Below are 16,562 nucleotides of genomic sequence, written 5' to 3'. Positions count from 1 at the left end.
GACCGATTGGCCTCGTGACGAAGCCGCACGCATACCATATGTGCTGATCTATGTTCGGAATTGACATCATCGACGCGGGTCTGTTGCCTGCCATGTTCATCGCCATGATCGGCGGTCTGATCAGCTTTCTGTCGCCCTGCGTGCTGCCGATCGTGCCCCCGTATCTTGCGTATATGAGCGGTGTAACCATCAACGAGATGCAGGATGAGGCCCGTGCGCGGCGCAAAGCGACCCTGTCGGCGCTGTTCTTTGTTCTGGGGCTGTCGACGGTCTTCCTGCTGCTAGGGTTCACCGCCTCGGCTTTTGGGGCCTTTGTGCTTAAGAACCAGGTGCTGTTTGCCAAACTGTCCGGTGCGGTGGTTATCGTGTTTGGCCTGCATTTCCTGAACGTGTTCCGTATTCCGCTTTTGGACCGAGAAGCGCGCGTCGAGACAGGAGAGTCCGGCGGATCAGTGTTTGGCGCCTACATTCTGGGTCTGGCCTTTGCCTTTGGCTGGACGCCCTGTATTGGGCCACAGCTGGGCGCAATCCTGTCACTGGCCGCATCCGAGGCATCGGTGGCGCGCGGAACGCTGTTGCTGGGCGTCTATGCCGCCGGGCTGGGCATTCCGTTCCTGCTGGCAGCGATGTTCCTCAATCGTTCGATGACAGTTATGAACCGGATCAAGCCCTATATGGGCACGATCGAAAAGGTGATGGGCGGACTGCTGCTGTTTGTTGGTATCATGCTGATTACCGGTCTGTTTACGGAATTCAGCTGGTGGCTGCTGGAAACCTTTCCTGCGCTGGCCGTTCTGGGCTGATCTGCCAAACCATCTTACCTTGGCCGCAATGCTGGGTTAACCTGAGCAGCAGTAGGTAAGACGATGAGCAGTCAGACAAATCAGCCTCGGGTGCGCAAACGCCGGGTGTTCTATATCCCCGGCTACGACCCGATTCACCCGCGACGGTACCGGGAACTGTACCGGAGCGAGGCCGCCAAACAGGGCGACATCTCAGGTTACGACATCTCAATCTCTGCCAAACCGGGCAAGGGACCGTTTGGCTGGCATGTCCGCTCCTGTCAGGATGACGAAGATGTCCGGGCAATTGTCGAAGTGCTGGTCTGGTCGGACATCGTGCGTGACAGCATGTCGGCCTCAATCCCTGCGACTTACCTGCAACTGGCACAAACGGCGTGGACTTACATCTCCACAGGCACGCTGCGCCGGTTAATGCGCTTGCGCAAGGGCCCCGTGATTGCCGCCTTGTATCCCGTTGGCATGCTGGTGCTGCAACTGCTTCTCGCGGTCGGTGTTACGGCTGGGATTACGTTGCTCTTGTGGTCTCTTGCGGGCTGGTGGGGGGGGCTGCCGGGCCTCGCCGCAGGTTATGCAATGCTGCGGTGGTTTCGCTGGATCGACAATCGTCTGTTTGCTTACTACCTGATGCATGATTACGCCTATTCTGCGCGGCTGAAGGGCAAAATCTCGGCCGAATTGCAGGCTCGACTCGATACATTCACCGACCTCATTGGCACAGCGCTGGAGACGGACGCCAACGAAGTTCTGGTGGTCGGGCACAGCTCGGGTGCGCATCTCGGCGTGTCGGTCTTGGCCGATCTGATCCGAACGGATCGGGTTCCCCGTGAGGGTCCAGTCCTGTCCTTTCTGACATTGGGGCAGGTGGTGCCGATGGTCTCGTTTCTGCCAGAGGCGCACAAACTGCGGGCGGACCTGCAATTTCTGTCAACGCAACAGGATGTGACTTGGGTGGATGTTTCGGCACCGGGCGACGGATGTGCCTTTGCCTTATGTGATCCCGTTGCAGTCAGCGGCGTGGCGGGGCCGGACAAGCACTGGCCGCTGGTGTTGTCCGCAGCATTCACCAAGACCTTGTCACCCGACAGGTGGGATGAGTTGCGCTGGCGATTCCTCCGTTTGCACTTCCAGTATCTGTGTGCGTTTGACCGTCCCGGGTCCTACGACTATTTCCGGGTTACGGCTGGCCCGCAGACGCTGGGACAGAGGTTCCGGGACCGCGCGCCGTCGCAAACCCGGATTGAACATGCGGTATCCAAGTACCGCTCGGTCAGCGCATGATCCCGCCAAAGCCAGCACCGCGTCCGGACAAGGTTTCGTTGAGGCGGTATCTGAGGCTGTTTCGGCAAGACCTGTTATCGGCGCAACCGCAACGCCTGTACCACGCGTGGATGGCCGAATTCAGAACGCCGTTTTTCCGATCCTACCTGATCAACCAGCCGGACCTGGTTGATACGGTTCTTAAAAAACGGCCCAGCGACTTTCCCAAATCGGAACGGATCAGCGAAGGTTTGCGCCCCTTGCTGGGCAACTCGGTGTTTTTGAGCAACGGAGAGACCTGGCAACGCCAGCGGCGGATTATCGACCCGGCCTTTGAAGGGGGCCGGTTGAAAGACACGTTTCCGGCCATGCTGGCCGCCGCGCAGGCCTGCGTGGATCGCTTGCGCGAACGGGCGGGAACGGAGGTTGAATGTGAGCAGATCACCTCGCACGTCGCGGCGGACGTCATCTTTCGCACTCTGTTTTCGGTGCCCATAGAAAATGAAATCGCAGCGCAGGTATTTGAGAAGTTCCGAGCGTATCAACGCGAGCAACCTCTGCTGAATCTGGCCGCTTTTGTCCCATTGCCGGGATGGGTACCGCGCTTTTTCTCACGCAAAACGCGAAGGACGGCGGGCGAGATACGGGATCTGATACGGCGTCTGACAGCCGAGCGCGTCGCAGGTATTGCGGCCGGTACTGCGCCGAATGATCTGGCCACCAAAATTATGACGACGCCCGACCCTGAAACGGGACGGTGCTTTGATACGGATGAAATGATCGACCAGGTCGCGATCTTTTTTCTGGCCGGGCATGAAACCAGTGCATCCGCGCTGGCGTGGACACTGTATTTGATGGCGCTCTATCCGGACTGGCAGGAGAAAGTGGCGGCCGAGGCGCAGACCGTGCAAGACCCTTCTTTTGCCGACATGTCGCGCCTGCGTCTCAGTCGGGATGTGTTCCGCGAGGCCTTGCGCCTATATCCGCCGGTGCCGATGATGGTGCGAGAGGCGAATTGCCCGGAACAATTTCGGAAACGCGACGTACCAAAAGGCGCGCAGATTGTGATCAGCCCGTGGCATCTGCACCGGCAGGACCGGTTGTGGGACCGGCCGGATGAGTTTGCCCCCAACCGCTGGGCCACTGAGAACGGCAAAACCTGCCAGCGCGACGCCTATATCCCGTTTTCGGCAGGCCCGCGCGTCTGTACAGGGGCCGGGTTTGCGATGGTCGAAGGACCGCTTTTGCTGTCGATTCTGCTGCGTCACTTCCGGTTCGAAACAATCAGCGGCAAAACGCCGGTTCCGGTCGCCCATCTGACCGTTCGCTCCAAAGACGGCATATGGGTGCGGCTCATTGAGCGCTAACAATCTACCATCGCCAAGCGCTGTGCTGTATGCGGGTGAGGAAATCGGAATCAGTATTGAATGGGAATGTATTATGTCCAGAGCAGAACAGCGCAAACAGATGACCGACGGCGCCGGATTCATTGCAGCACTGGATCAAAGCGGCGGCTCTACCCCCAAGGCCCTGGCGCTTTATGGTGTTCAGGCATCGGATTACGGGTCGGACGAGGAAATGTTCGGCGAAATCCAGACCATGCGCGCCCGGATCATTCTGGCAAATGACTTCACCAAAGACAAAGTGATCGGCGCCATCCTGTTTGAGCGGACGCTTGGCGAGGAAATCGAAGGCAAGAAAGTTGCTGATTATCTTTGGTCCGTCAAAGGCATCGTGCCGTTTCTCAAGATCGACAAAGGGCTTGAGGAGCAGGCCAACGGCGTTCAGATGATGAAACCGATCCCCGGGCTGGGTGAGACGCTGTCCAAGGCCGATGGGGTATTTGGGACCAAGGAACGCTCGGTCATTCACGAGGCCGATGCAGAAGGTATCGCAGCCGTTGTGGCCCAACAGTTTGACGTGGCCCGGCAGGTGACTGACGCGGGTATGGTCCCGATTGTCGAGCCCGAGGTGAATATTCACTCGGAAACCAAGGCCCAAGCCGAAGAGATTCTGCGCGCGGAACTGTTGAAGAACCTCGATCAACTGGATGCCGGTCAGGAAGTTATGCTGAAGCTGACATTGCCCAGCCAACCCAACCTCTATGACGACGTGGCCGATCATCCGCGTGTGCTGCGGGTTGTGGCTCTGTCGGGCGGGTACTCGACCGAAGAAGCCTGTGACCTGTTGGATCAGAACACCAAGATGATCGCCTCGTTCTCACGCGCCTTGACCGAAGGGCTGTCGAAACAACAGTCCGATACCGAATTCAATGCGGCCCTGGGCGGCAATATCGACAAGATTTTTCGCGCGTCAGTTTGATCCACATTTCCGCGCAAGGCATTTACATTATTGGGGTTTTACGAAGTCGCGGCGCAATTGCGCCGCCTTTTCCCGCATGACGCACCCCAACGCGTGGTCATTGACCAACCCCATCGCCTGCATGAAAGCAAAGACGGTCGTTGGACCGACAAATTTCCAGCCACGCTTCTTGAGATCCTTCGACATCGCAACCGATTCAGGGGAGGTAGACGCGGTTTGTGGCTCTGGCGGCGTTTCGGCCTCATAGCGCCAGACATACGCCGCCAGCGATCCCTCATCCGCGATCAATTCCTGCACACGGCGGGCATTGTTGATGACCGCTTCGATCTTGCCCCGATGGCGAATGATGCCTGTATCCTGCAGCAGACGCTCGACATCCACCTGAGAAAACGTCGCCATCTTATTGAAATCAAAATCGTTAAAGGCCCTGCGGAAATTTTCACGCTTGGACAGAATTGTCCGCCAGCTCAGCCCTGACTGAAAGCTTTCCAGGCACAGTTTCTCGAACAATCTCTGGTCATCGGCAACCGGATACCCCCACTCCTTATCGTGGTAGTCAAAGAATTCAGGTGCGGCCTGACACCATGCGCATCGGGGGTGTCCGTCTGGGCCGGAAACGGTTTTGCTCATCGATGTACCCTTTTTGTTCTTTTTAGCTTAAACACTGATGAACGGGGATGGCAAGACGTCACTGATTGTCGCGATACCAGTTTAGAATGAACACGCGAATGGCCGAGGCCAGCCCGGTTTCGGGATCGCGAGCCGCATCAATTTCGCCCGCCAGCACATTGATTGGCATGTCTTTTGCCTTGGCAATATCTCGAAACGCCAGCCAGAACTCATCCTCCAGCGAGACCGAGGTGCGGTGCCCCTTGAGCGTCAGTGATCGTTTGACGGGTCGGCCGCTCATTTGTCGATCTCATGACCATCCAGATTGCGGCGCTGTTTCATCTGGCTCAGCTTGGCTGCTTCTTTATCGGCTTTGGTCCGACCGAACGTGACCGCGTTCTGATCCGCGCGGGCCTTTTTCTCGGCCCGCGCCTTGTCCTTGCGATACCGGTTCAAATTTATGGCGGCTTTCATGTTGTCACCTGTATCTTCGGCACCACCATTTAGTGAGTTTTCGTTTAGGGATCAAAACAGTTGCGGCAATAACCCTGGAAGAAGTGAACGCCCTGTAGATGTTATTGAGTACGCTACCGTAACCTCATTCAGCCCCTCAGGAACTTTGTCTGCTTGCGGCTCCATCCATCCCACATTGGACAAATGCGCCCAAAACCAGTCATTTGGCGAACCTCTTGACGTCATTGCAATAACGTCTTCGTCGCCCTGGTTTGACAGCATTCCAATAAGCACCGACTTGTCTCCATCGGACAAGTCGGAAGCTAGTTCTTTGAGCCTTGGCCCCCAACCTTTGTCGTGCATCGCGGCTTCTATCGACCCGCGTTTGGGTTCAGGTTTTGCGCTCATTTGTCTTTGGGCCCGATCATGTGTTCGGGACGCACAACCGCATCAAAGGTTTCTTCATCGACAAATCCCAGCGCTATAGCCTCTTCCTTGAGCGTGGTGCCATTCTTATGCGCGGTCTTGGCCACTTTGGTCGCATTGTCATAGCCGATAGTTGGGGCGAGCGCTGTGACCAGCATCAGCGATTCTTTCATCAGCTTGTCGATCCGGGGCTCGTTGGCCTCGATGCCCATCAACATACGCTCGGTAAAGCTGTCGGCGGCATCCCCCAACAACTGGATTGATTGCAGCAGATTGTACGACATCATCGGGTTGTAAACGTTCAGCTGGAAATGCCCCTGAGAGCCCGCAAATTTGATCGCGGCGTCATTGCCCATCACATGGGCGGCCACCTGGGTGATGGCTTCGGCCTGAGTTGGGTTCACTTTTCCGGGCATGATCGAAGACCCAGGTTCATTTTCAGGCAGAACCAACTCGCCCAGGCCCGAGCGGGGACCGGAGCCCAGGAACCTGATATCATTGGCAATTTTGTAACAGGACCCTGCAATCGTGGCCAGGGCACCAGACAGGAACACCATCGCGTCATGGGCCGCCAAAGCTTCGAACTTGTTCGGTGCGGTGACAAAGGGCAAGCCGGTGATTTCAGCCATATAGGCCGCTACGGCCTCGTCCCAACCGCCATGTGTATTCAGCCCGGTGCCGACGGCAGTGCCGCCCTGTGCCAACTCGTAAATACCTGGCATTGCGGAGTCGACCCGTGCCATACCTTGACGGATCTGATGCGCGTAGCCCCCAAACTCTTGCCCCAGTGTCAGCGGCGTCGCGTCCTGGGTGTGGGTTCGCCCGATCTTGATGATATCGCCGAACTCGTGGGCCTTGTGCTCGAGCCCTGCCGCCAGCTTCTCCAGCCCGGGCAGCAATACGTCGCGCACTGACATGGCCGTTGCGATATGCATGGCGGTCGGGAATGTGTCGTTCGAGGATTGACCCATATTGCAATGGTCATTCGGGTGAACCGGGTCTTTGGAGCCGATTACACCGCCCAGCAACTCGATGGCGCGGTTCGCGATAACCTCATTGGCGTTCATGTTCGACTGGGTGCCGGACCCGGTCTGCCAAACGACCAAAGGGAAATTGTCGTCCAATTTGCCGTCGATCACGTCCCCGGCCGCCGCGATAATCGCATCTGCAATTCTGGCGTCCAGCTTGCCGATGGCCTTGTTCTCAATCGCACATGCCTTCTTGATCACGCCCAGCGCCCGCACAATGGCGACGGGCTGCTTTTCCCAGCCGATCGGGAAGTTCATGATCGAGCGCTGCGTCTGCGCGCCCCAGTATTTGTCGGCGGGAACCTCGAGCGGGCCAAAGCTGTCGGATTCGGTGCGGGTCTGAGACATCTGTCACTCCGTCAGGTATGCAATCGCATGCCGTTTAACCACAGCATCGCTGAAGCGCAATCGGCCAGTTGCGCGCACCATAAACGCGAGGGTGTCAAAGGTATAGCGCAGGGGTGCGTCATTTTTCTTGTTTCTTCCCGCCACTGCACCATTGTGTGGGTAACGCGCTCGGCTACAATAGCCGGGCCGCCGTGGTGGAGGACCAAATGCCTTTATTCGCTCAGATCGCCGCTTATCGGTTGATTGCACTTGCAACAGGGTTTGTGGCCTGTCTGGCGCTGTCAGGTGTTTCGGCCAGTGCCGCCGATATCAAGCCGTTTGTGGGCGACTATATCGGGTCGGCCAACGTGGTGGATGCGGACGGCACCGCAACGCCCAGGGATATGAGCGTTTCGATCCATGAGATCGACAAGGGTTTTAACGTCAGTTGGAAAACCACATCATACAAGTTGGATGGCCGCGTCAAAGAACAGAAATTTTCGATTGATTTCAGGTCATCCGACCGCCCGGACGTGTATTCGGCGGCCATGAAACGGAATGTTTTCGGGCATGAGGTTCCGTTGAACCCCATGAAGGGTGAGCCCTTTGTCTGGGGCCGCATTGACGGATCGACGTTAACGGTGTTTTCCCTGTTCATAGACGAGACTGGTGGCTACGAGTTACAACAATACGACCGGACCCTGACTGATGGCGGCTTAAACCTGTCCTTTTCACGGTTCATCAACGGCGAAAAATCCCGCTCGGTCGAGACGTTTCTCGAGAAACAGTGACGCCGGGAGCCTATTTGCGGAAACTGTCCAGCGACACAACATCCGCGTCATGCTGTTCTTCCGGTTCCTCAACCTCGACCACCTCTTCGATGTCGTGATCGTCGTCCTGTTCGTCCTCGGGGCTTTCAAACCGCAGGCCAAACTCTACAGACGGGTCCACAAAGGTCTTGATGGCCGTATAGGGGATATACAGCGTCTCGGGCGCGTCACCAAAGTTTAGGGTGATCGCAAAGCCCGCATCGCCAACTTCAAGGTTTTCGAACCAGTGCTGCATGACGATCGTCATCTCTTCGGGATAGCGTTCGCGCAACCAGTCGGCCAGTTCAACGCCGTCCTCGCGTGTGTCGAACGTGATGAAAAAGTGATGCGCTCCGGGCAGCCCGGTTTCGGAAATGTCGGTCAGCACAGTCTTGATGAGCCCGCGCAGTGCGGTATGCATCAGGTTTCCATAGTCGATGTCTTGCGACATGTGTCATCCTCAAACGTGGTTACCCTCAGCATAAGGGATTTGCGCGGAAACGAAAGGGCACGATCCCTCGATTGATCAGATCAAATGCACGGCCATTCCAGCGAATGCCATCAGGATCAGAACCGAGGCCATGCCCATTTTCAGGCGAAAAATCAACACAGCTGCGGCCAAGGTCAATGCGAGGGCCGCCACGTCCACCGTGTCGAGGTCTGGAACGGGCAGGCTTGCCCAGCCCCATGACGTTTGCGGAACCGATCCAAAAAGAACATTCAGGCCAAACCACACGGACAGGTTGAGAATCACGCCAACCACGGCAGCCGTAATCCCATGCAGGGCCGCCGAAAGACGCGGGCGGGTGGCGAGCCTATCCAGATAAGGGGCCGACAGAAAAATCCACAGGAAACAGGGAACAAACGTGGCCCACAGCGCCACCGCTCCGGCCGCCAGAGCCAGTGTGAGCCCGCCGGTCATTTGACCGGTCAGCATGGCCACAAACTGCGTGACAAGGATCAGGGGCCCGGGCGTTGTTTCCGCAAGGCCCAGTGCGTCAATCATCTGGTCGGTGCTGATCCAGTGGTACTGATCCACCACAGTCTGAGTCATGTAGGCCAGGACGGCATAGGCTCCGCCGAACGTGACAACCGCCAGCCGCGCAAAAAACCAGCCCAGATCACTCAGCAAAGTCTGACCGGTGACGCTGAGCAGGATCAGTGGACCCAGCCAAAGCGTCAACCAGATCGCCGCAGTTCGAATCGGGCGCGCCAGGCTTGGGGCAGGGGATGTGTCCGCGGCGCGCGCGGACCCTTGGAAAGTGGCATAGCCCCACACCGCCGCCGTAAGAATGATCACCGGAAACGGCAGGTCCAGGAGGAAGATTGACAGAAAACCCAGCCCCGCAATCACGCGGTGTTCGGTATCGGTCAGCGCCTTGCGCGACAGGTTGCGTAGCGCCTGTAGAACAATCACGATCACCGTTGCCTTGACGCCAAGAAACGCGGCTTGAACCAGGGGCAGATCTCCATATGCGGCATAAAGTGACACGAGCACGGCGATCACCAGCGCGCCGGGCAGCACGAAAAGTCCACCCGCTATCAATCCTCCGATCACACCCCGCAGGCGCCAGCCTGCATAGGTGGCCAGTTGCATGGCCTCGGGACCCGGCAGCAACATGCAGAGGGACAGGGCGCGCAGATAGGTTTGCTCGTCCAGCCACGGGCGACGCTCCACAAGTTCTTGATGCATGAGCGATATTTGTGCGGCAGGGCCCCCAAAGGACAACAGTCCGATCCTGCCAAACACCCGGATCAGATCGTGGAATGTGGGCGTCATGATTTGCGGTCCGTCGGCCAATCGTGGCCTTCGTCGAACCCATCGCGCGCCCACCGGTAGAGGGCATCGTAGCAATGCATCCCGGCCGCGAGGTTTTCGTGATCATCCCGGTACTGACGGGACAAACCAACCGAGATGGCCAGCAAACCAGCGGCCTCGGGCGCGAGGTCATGCCTGTTGGTGTCCGCAGCCCGAATGACCGTGGCCAGCCGATCCAGCGCGGGCGATTTGAGAGTGAACGCGTCAAGCATGGTGTCGAAGGTGCATCTGTCGTCCCGGTGGCTCCAATAGGTGTTTTCGATGTCGAACGGGGTTGCGTCGAACCTGTCGGCGACGTTTTCGACCTCGGCAGGGGCTACGAACAGGAATTTGGCGTTTGGGTCAACGAATCTCCGGATCAGCCAGGGGCAGGCGATCCGGTCGATCTTGGGACGGTGGCGCGTGACCCACAGCGTCTGCCCGGAAACCGGCGCAGGTATGGCGGATGCTGGCACCCGCAGGGTTTCAGGAAGGTCCCGCCACGCATACATTCCACCCTCGAGAAATTCAGCCCTGTGGCCCTCGCTGCGCAGCCACGAGACGAGCCCCTGACTCAGCTTTTTACCTTTCTGACAGATGATGACGCAGGCACGGCCGGACACCAGTTGGCTCAGGCCTGCGATGTCATCGGCGGGATGCCGGACAGACCCCGGGATCAGATAGGGGTCGGCCTGAAAATCGGGGTCCAGGCACACGTCGATCAGGGCCGGGGCCTGCGGTGTCCCGATCAGACGCAGAAGTTGTCTTGGAGTTATCGAATTTGGCGACGCCATAGCATGTTTCCTCACAATCCAGGATACATGCGAAACTTGGGCTGTCGCCTCACGGGGTGTCCGCAATCTTACCCCATGGCACTTGCTACCGCGCAAGCGCCCGGGGGGTCAAGATTGGTTTAGAGTGTTCAGACCCAATCGAGCCTTTGCCCGGTCATGCAGACCGGCAGGGTGTCCTGCGGAAACTGCCCCAGCTGCTCGAACAATGAAACAAAATCGAATTGGTTATAGGTTTCGACAATCATCTGATCCTTGAACCGCGCCATGACCTGGCCGGTCACTTTCAGCGGGGCCCCATTGTCCGCACGCGATGTGCTGACATGCAGGATGGCCGACACCCAGTCGTCGTTTTCAATGGTCTTGGGCAAATCCACTTTGATGTCACCTAATATGTGCCGGAACGCCATGACCAAATCGCGAAAATCCTCCGCGCCAACCTGCATTTCGGGGATCAAACCCTTGGCCACCGTGTCAGGGGCAAAAAACTGACCGATCGCGTCGGTGTTTCCCTTTTCCCAAACTTCGGAATACCACGCCCTGAGTATGTCTGAATTTGTCATCCCGGCTCTCCTGTCTGTCCGGGGTGAGGATGACAAAAAGGAATGAAGAAACCCTGAATGTACACAGGATTCGGTTTAAACGCAGACAAATGAAAATGCAGGTTTCTGTTGCCAGGTACCTGCGAACCCCGCCTTACGCGGCTAGGCGCAAGGGCTTAAGTTTCGGTCTTGCTACTGCTTACGCAGCAACTGCAACCGGAGCACGATTGTCATTTGCAATTGTACTGTTTGGGCCGGTACGGTGGCACCCCGCCGAGACAAAGCTAACCCCTTTAGACGTTCGTCGATCCTGTTTCGGCCCCGCGATCCTCAAATGAAGGATGTTGGTGGAGCCGCCGGGTACCGCCCCCGGGTCCGATCCGCTTATTACGAGCGCGTTTATGTCCATAGTCCCGAAGGACAAGGTTTATATAGGTGAGACACCGACCGGATGCAAACTTAGAATCCCGCGTGGTGGTGTGTTGAATACCAACGCCTTAGGCGGTTCTGTTGATGTTTGCGGCAATCAGACAGACGGCCAAAACCAGCTCGATTCCACCAAATGTCAGCGCTTTGACCATTGGTGGGTTGTCCAGAGCAACCGAAACAAACCGCCCCAAAGCAGCCCCAGCGTACACGACGCCCAGCATGGCATAGGCCATCGGGTTGTTGAGCCAAAGAACCGCGATCCCCGTGACAACAAATAAACCACCGACCGAAGCGCGCATTTCGCTCAGCCCCATGGTGCTGTTGGTCGGGGCAAGATCCAGCGCCGCAGCAGTGTAGGCGGGCGCCAGAAATCCAAACGACCCAAAGCCTATGGTCAGTAGCGCTGCAATAATGTTGACAATCTGTATCATATCCGTGCCTCTGGCCGCTCACGCCCTGTAAGCGGCGTCAAAAAAGTCTTTTTCCAGTTCAACCGCGCGATGGAACAGACGTGTCACCTGGGCCTGATCCTCTACCGTCAGCGTCGGCCAGGTTTTGTCGAGCTGGCCGCGCAGATATTCCACCACACTTTCGAAACCGTCACCGGCATGTAGCGTGATCCATTCGGCAAACCAGAAGGGCAAATCGGCTTTGGGCGGATGTTCCGGGCTGGCCCAGCTAAGGTAGACCCATTCCGCGACAACAAGAACGGCCAGCATGTTTTCGTACCGGCCGGATGCCGCGGCTTCGGCCATGAGGTCCTGAAACGCCTTGGTTGCGGGCGCCGGGTCGCTGCTGGGCTGCGTGCCCAACGCCTCCATCGCGCGCAGGAAATAGGTGTTTTCGGGGCCGGTGATCACCGCCAGAAACTGTGCCGCCGGAACACTGTCCGCCAGGCTTGGGGCATGGGCGATGGCACTGGCCAGCAACCGCACGAACCCGTCGACAAACTGGTAATCCTGTTCCAGATACCAGCGCATTTTGTGCTCGGGCAGGGTTCCATCGGCCAGTTCGCGCGTAAACGTATGGGTGGTCGCGGCCTGCCAATCGGCGGATTTGCCATCGCGAAGCAGGTCCGTGGGGCGTGGGCTGTCGGGCATCTGGAAACTCCATGGGGCGTTTGCAGCAGACAAAGCGTCTTTCGCACCCAAGTTCAAGATCACCCAAACGCCGACATGAGCCCCAGAACACCGACAAAGATCAGACTGAGCGCCCAGACCAGTTCCAGATTGAACCAGCTGCGTGACAGGAACTGTAGACCCAGCCAGCGGTAGACTGCGTAAGCCAGAATGCCGCCACCCAGAATCATCGCCGCTGTGTGGATGGCCGCAACCGCCAGAACCAGCAGCCCATTGGTGGTCATAATCTCGGACACGGCGCGGTGCCCGGCGTCCAGCTCATCCAGCCCACACAGGCCCAGATAGATCGGCACCAGCATCAGGGCGGCACCATGGGCGAGGGCGACCAGAAACGACCACAAGGCCAGCTTGCTGGGGGGGATGCGCGACAATACGCGCGGATGGCGGCGCGTGATCGCAATGTAGAGCCCCATGGCGATGACGATCAGCGCAGCACCGATGCGGATTTCCCTTTGATAATCCACCAGCACGGCCATCAGCGCAAAAGGCAGCAACACCCCCAGCATGGCCACAAAATGCCCGCCTGCCAGTGCGGCGAGCGCCCGCCACAAGGCTGATTGCCGTTGCTCCATCAACGCGGACGACACTGCCAGGGGCCAACCCATGCCGGGGTTCAGCCCGTGATATGCTCCGCTGAGCACAACGGCCAGCCAGAGGCCGGCCGTCGATGTCATCAGCCATTCCAAGTCAGACGGACGGGTAGCAGAAGCTGTCCGTCGAACAATCGCCGCCCTCCAGACGGATCTGGTGCGCGCGATACCCATCCGGGAAGTCGACCCAGAAGTTCGGGTCCAGCGTCAGGCCGCCATTCTCGCCGACATCGGCCTTGACCATCGCCGCTCCGCGTTCGCCGGGATAGAACTGATCATCCCATGTCGAATAGAGCGAGTTGGTCCAGTAGACCCGCTTGCCATCGCGGCTGATCTCGACCATCTGCGGGCCGTATCCAAAATCCTGACCGTTCGGATGCTTGGTCTTTTTGACGATGCCGCCAATCTCGACCTTGCCCGCCAGCGTCGGGTTCATCGGATCGGAAACATCATACTGATGCATCTCTCCAGTACCCCAGCAGGCCACGTAGAGGTATTTATCGTCCAGGCTCAGGTCGATATCCGTCACCAGCGGTGGAACGGCTGAGAAGCCTTTCAGCAAGTCTGGCAGGTCATCCGGGTCAGCGGGCTGCGGATCGATGGTGATGGTTTTCTTGGCCTCGAAGGTGCCGTCGTCATTGCGCCACCATGTGAAAATCGCACCTTGCAGGTTTGTCGTGTCCACAACGACGCCACAAAACCCGTACTGCTTGACCGGATCGTGCGCCGGGCGGATTTCCAGCGCCATCTGATGGTTTGCGCCGAGATCGATGGTCTGGATATTGGTCCGGTTGCGCAGATTCCAGAAATGGATGGAGTGCCCGTATTTGTTGGATAACAGGTCCTCTGGCACAATCCCGTTTTCGAACTGGGGCGGCAGCCCCCATTCGGAACTGACCATATAGTCGCGCGGCAGGTTCCACCAGAAATCATAATGCTTGTCCTGCACACCGCGCTCGATCTCATACCGTCCGATGATCTCAAAGCTCTCACAGTCCATGATGAAAATGCCCGGAGGTCCGTCAGTGCCATCTTCACCGCCACCGCCCAGGGTGCTGACATAGATGCCTTCGGGGCCGCAATGGATAGTGTGGGGACGGGAATATCCCGTTTTTGCAAAGACTTCCTCAGGCTCGATGATCTTGTGAATCTTCGCTTCCAGCGGATTTTTCACGTCGATGATGTAAATCCGGCTGGACCGTATTCCGGGGACGATCAGATACCGGCGTTCCAGAAACGCATGCCCACTGAGCGGCGAAAGCGACGAGGAACAGGCGTTCCATCCGAAGTGGTGAAACTCATCGCCTTTTTCCGGCATGATCACCTGATGTACGATTTTGCCGAAGTCATCCGATGTTGGATCGACATTCACAACCGCCAGCCCGTCAGGTTGCGAAAAGTCAGGACTGAGCATCAGCGTGAAAGCAAGCGTCTCAGTCGGGCCCTCCATGGCCAGCTTGGCCGATGGATAAAAGGTAGGGTCCGGTCTTTTGTTCATAACGTCCTCCCGTAAGTATTTGATAGTCCACTTGTCGTGAGAGTTCCGGTCTTGATGCCGGATGTCATGCTGCCTGCTCTTGTTTCCTTCTGCCTGTTGGTCTGCGTCAAACTGTTTGAACCTGGCGCCTAGGCGGGTTTGCGTCGTCGCTGCGCCACGTCATGGACAAGTTGTCGTGTATAGGTTTCGAGCGCCACCAGGGCGTCGTCCACGGTTTTTGCGTCTCGGGCTTCCAGCGCATCGGCGATCTTGGTGTGAAAGGCGATGATTTCCTCGCGCGAGCGTGCGGTGAAGGTGATCATATTCATCAGCGGCTGCATCGCTTCGACCGCTCCGGCCAATTGATAGGACAGAACCGGGTTGCCTGCGCCATCTACCAAGGCCCGGTGAAACGCTACATCGGAAGCACAGAAAGCCTCATCCGTTAACCCGGGCTGCGCCTGTCGAAAGATCTCGGCCCGCATCGTGGCCAGCTGATCGGGTGTGCGCCGCTCTGCCGACAGCGCTGCGCAAGAGCGTTCCAGCGCATAGCGCGCCTCGCACGCCGTATCGAAACTGACCGCGTTCATCGACAACAAGAGTGTCGAGGTGGTGATCTGCTGAGAATACGCATCTTCAAAGTTCAGCCGATTGACAAACGCGCCGCCAGAGGCACCGCGCTGTGTTCGGATCAGAGATTGCGCGGCCAAACGTTTCAGCGCCTCGCGCACCGTGGGGCGAGACACCTGAAACTGATCGGACAGTTCCGCCTCGGATGGCAGGCGCGCATCCACGATCAGCTCACCTGACACAATCGCATCCCGAATGGCCTGCGCAATTTGTGCAGACAGGTCAGCAGGCTTCTGCGGGTCTATCTTCATCTGCCGGAGGCCTTCGATTACGATTTTATTTGTCTGACATTTAAAAGTCTGACATTTGAAAAGCAAGAGATGAGTCGGGAGGATCACGTGAGTCGCGCCATTCTACGCAGCGGTTTATGGCTGGGCTTTTATGTCCTGATCCTGTGGGCGTGGTGGGTCATGTTCTCGATGAGCCGCGACATGGACCTCGACTGGATCGGTCGGCCGGGCCCGATGGGACAGGCCATGGCGGCCATGGATCCCCGCATGGACATGTATATGCCGATGGCCGAGTTTGGCCCGCTGTTCTGGATGTGGGCGATCATGATGGCAGCTATGATGCTGCCAACACTGGTGCCGACCCTGCGCAGCTATGACGACCTGATTCACAGCGCCAATGGCACGCGGGCCGGGTGGCTGGGTGTTCTGACCGGATACTTCATTGTCTGGGTGGGGTTTGCCGCGCTGATCACCGGCGTGCAACTTGCATTGCTGTTCGGTGGCGTCGTCGACATGCTGGGCATTGCGAAATCCCCGCTGGTTGCAGGTGGATTGCTGATTGCTGTGGGTGCCTTTCAGTTCACCCGCGTGAAGGAAGTGTGCCACGGCGTCTGCCATGCCCCGATGACCTATTTTCTGGGCTACTGGAAAACCGGATTTGCCGGTGGTCTGCGTATGGGTCTTGGGCTGGGCGCGTTCTGCGTCGTCTGTTGCTGGGGCTTTATGGCGCTTGGCTTTGTCGGCGGCGTCATGAGCCTGCTGTGGATGGGCCTTGCGACCCTGTTCATGGTATTGGAAAAGCTTCCCCAGGTCGGTCATCTTGTGACTCGTCCCATGGGGTTCGTATTGATTGCGGGCGGCATCGCCCTGCTGATCTATCCTATTGCATTCGGAGGATAAGC

Annotated in this window: 20 protein-coding genes and 1 other RNA gene; 6 read left to right on the top strand and 15 right to left on the bottom strand. The window is 57.9% G+C overall.

The features are described from left to right. The first annotated feature begins 50 nt into the window (after positions 1 to 50). The 4 genes from ACR3ES_RS14200 to ACR3ES_RS14185 all read left to right on the top strand — a co-directional run bounded on the left by ACR3ES_RS14200 (position 51) and on the right by ACR3ES_RS14185 (position 4,382). Positions 51 to 803 (top strand): cytochrome c biogenesis protein CcdA, encoded by a 753-nt coding sequence (locus ACR3ES_RS14200; RefSeq protein ID WP_170430356.1) that lies wholly within the window; start codon positions 51 to 53, stop codon positions 801 to 803. 63 nt (positions 804 to 866) lie between these two features. After that, a complete protein-coding gene (locus ACR3ES_RS14195) occupies positions 867 to 2,081 on the top strand; it encodes a hypothetical protein (protein WP_170430358.1) in 1,215 nt (404 codons plus the stop codon). Further along, on the top strand, positions 2,078 to 3,427 hold the full coding sequence (locus ACR3ES_RS14190; protein ID WP_170430360.1) for a cytochrome P450: 1,350 nt from the start codon (positions 2,078 to 2,080) through the stop codon (positions 3,425 to 3,427). The genes ACR3ES_RS14195 and ACR3ES_RS14190 overlap by 4 nt, the downstream gene beginning before the upstream one ends. A 73-nt stretch (positions 3,428 to 3,500) precedes the next feature. Beyond that, on the top strand, positions 3,501 to 4,382 hold the full coding sequence (locus tag ACR3ES_RS14185) for a fructose bisphosphate aldolase (protein ID WP_170430362.1): 882 nt from the start codon (positions 3,501 to 3,503) through the stop codon (positions 4,380 to 4,382). A 27-nt stretch (positions 4,383 to 4,409) separates the two neighbouring features. Here ACR3ES_RS14185 and ACR3ES_RS14180 read toward each other — a convergent pair whose 3' ends face one another. The 5 genes from ACR3ES_RS14180 to fumC are packed head-to-tail and all read right to left on the bottom strand — an operon-like array spanning position 4,410 to position 7,246. Next, complete coding sequence (locus ACR3ES_RS14180) at positions 4,410 to 5,012, bottom strand: DNA-3-methyladenine glycosylase I (protein WP_170430364.1); 603 nt, start codon at positions 5,010 to 5,012, stop codon at positions 4,410 to 4,412. 58 nt (positions 5,013 to 5,070) lie between these two features. Beyond that, the gene (locus tag ACR3ES_RS14175) at positions 5,071 to 5,292 is read right to left on the bottom strand and encodes a ribbon-helix-helix domain-containing protein (protein WP_170430366.1); all 222 of its coding nucleotides are present in this window, start codon (positions 5,290 to 5,292) and stop codon (positions 5,071 to 5,073) included. Beyond that, positions 5,289 to 5,465: a DUF4169 family protein gene (locus tag ACR3ES_RS14170; RefSeq protein ID WP_170430368.1), complete on the bottom strand. Its 177-nt coding sequence runs from the start codon at positions 5,463 to 5,465 to the stop codon at positions 5,289 to 5,291. Before ACR3ES_RS14170 ends, ACR3ES_RS14175 begins: the two co-directional genes overlap by 4 nt. A 51-nt stretch (positions 5,466 to 5,516) precedes the next feature. Beyond that, on the bottom strand, positions 5,517 to 5,852 hold the full coding sequence (locus tag ACR3ES_RS14165; protein ID WP_480493348.1) for a hypothetical protein: 336 nt from the start codon (positions 5,850 to 5,852) through the stop codon (positions 5,517 to 5,519). Beyond that, positions 5,849 to 7,246, bottom strand: coding sequence for a class II fumarate hydratase (gene fumC, locus ACR3ES_RS14160; RefSeq protein ID WP_170430370.1), 1,398 nt, complete (start codon positions 7,244 to 7,246; stop codon positions 5,849 to 5,851). Before fumC ends, ACR3ES_RS14165 begins: the two co-directional genes overlap by 4 nt. A 206-nt stretch (positions 7,247 to 7,452) precedes the next feature. On the opposite strand from fumC, the gene ACR3ES_RS14155 reads away from it, so the two are divergent. Beyond that, on the top strand, positions 7,453 to 8,016 hold the full coding sequence (locus ACR3ES_RS14155) for a hypothetical protein (RefSeq protein WP_170430372.1): 564 nt from the start codon (positions 7,453 to 7,455) through the stop codon (positions 8,014 to 8,016). A 10-nt stretch (positions 8,017 to 8,026) separates the two neighbouring features. Here the strand turns inward: ACR3ES_RS14155 and ACR3ES_RS14150 are convergent, their stop codons facing one another. The 10 genes from ACR3ES_RS14150 to ACR3ES_RS14105 form a co-directional block, all read right to left on the bottom strand. Then, entirely contained in the window at positions 8,027 to 8,485 is a 459-nt protein-coding gene (locus tag ACR3ES_RS14150; RefSeq protein WP_480423769.1) for an SspB family protein, read from the bottom strand. A 75-nt stretch (positions 8,486 to 8,560) separates the two neighbouring features. Then, positions 8,561 to 9,814, bottom strand: coding sequence for a chromate efflux transporter (gene chrA / locus ACR3ES_RS14145; protein ID WP_170430376.1), 1,254 nt, complete (start codon positions 9,812 to 9,814; stop codon positions 8,561 to 8,563). After that, complete coding sequence (locus ACR3ES_RS14140; protein ID WP_170430378.1) at positions 9,811 to 10,626, bottom strand: sulfurtransferase/chromate resistance protein; 816 nt, start codon at positions 10,624 to 10,626, stop codon at positions 9,811 to 9,813. Before ACR3ES_RS14140 ends, chrA begins: the two co-directional genes overlap by 4 nt. Positions 10,627 to 10,754: 128 nt before the next feature. Further along, positions 10,755 to 11,186 (bottom strand): ester cyclase, encoded by a 432-nt coding sequence (locus ACR3ES_RS14135; RefSeq protein WP_170430380.1) that lies wholly within the window; start codon positions 11,184 to 11,186, stop codon positions 10,755 to 10,757. A gap of 94 nt (positions 11,187 to 11,280) precedes the next feature. Continuing rightward, positions 11,281 to 11,626, bottom strand: a transfer-messenger RNA (tmRNA) gene (gene ssrA / locus ACR3ES_RS14130). Positions 11,627 to 11,662: 36 nt separating this feature from the next. Then, positions 11,663 to 12,025, bottom strand: coding sequence for a DUF4345 family protein (locus tag ACR3ES_RS14125; protein WP_170430382.1), 363 nt, complete (start codon positions 12,023 to 12,025; stop codon positions 11,663 to 11,665). Positions 12,026 to 12,043: 18 nt separating this feature from the next. Next, a complete protein-coding gene (locus ACR3ES_RS14120) occupies positions 12,044 to 12,694 on the bottom strand; it encodes a TenA family protein (protein ID WP_170430384.1) in 651 nt (216 codons plus the stop codon). A 59-nt stretch (positions 12,695 to 12,753) separates the two neighbouring features. After that, positions 12,754 to 13,407 carry a hypothetical protein gene (locus ACR3ES_RS14115; protein WP_170430387.1) on the bottom strand — a complete coding sequence of 218 codons (654 nt, stop codon included), beginning with the start codon at positions 13,405 to 13,407 and terminating at the stop codon, positions 12,754 to 12,756. A 13-nt stretch (positions 13,408 to 13,420) separates the two neighbouring features. Then, positions 13,421 to 14,821 (bottom strand): selenium-binding protein SBP56-related protein, encoded by a 1,401-nt coding sequence (locus ACR3ES_RS14110; RefSeq protein WP_170430389.1) that lies wholly within the window; start codon positions 14,819 to 14,821, stop codon positions 13,421 to 13,423. Positions 14,822 to 14,949: 128 nt separating this feature from the next. Beyond that, on the bottom strand, positions 14,950 to 15,681 hold the full coding sequence (locus ACR3ES_RS14105; protein WP_170430391.1) for a FadR/GntR family transcriptional regulator: 732 nt from the start codon (positions 15,679 to 15,681) through the stop codon (positions 14,950 to 14,952). 87 nt (positions 15,682 to 15,768) lie between these two features. On the opposite strand from ACR3ES_RS14105, the gene ACR3ES_RS14100 reads away from it, so the two are divergent. Beyond that, positions 15,769 to 16,560, top strand: a complete 792-nt coding sequence (locus ACR3ES_RS14100; RefSeq protein WP_480423767.1) for a DUF2182 domain-containing protein — start codon at positions 15,769 to 15,771, stop codon at positions 16,558 to 16,560. Positions 16,561 to 16,562: the final 2 nt, after the last annotated feature.

This window comes from Ruegeria sp. B1, assembly GCF_056535885.1.
This window is presented reverse-complemented; position numbering and strand designations above follow the sequence as displayed.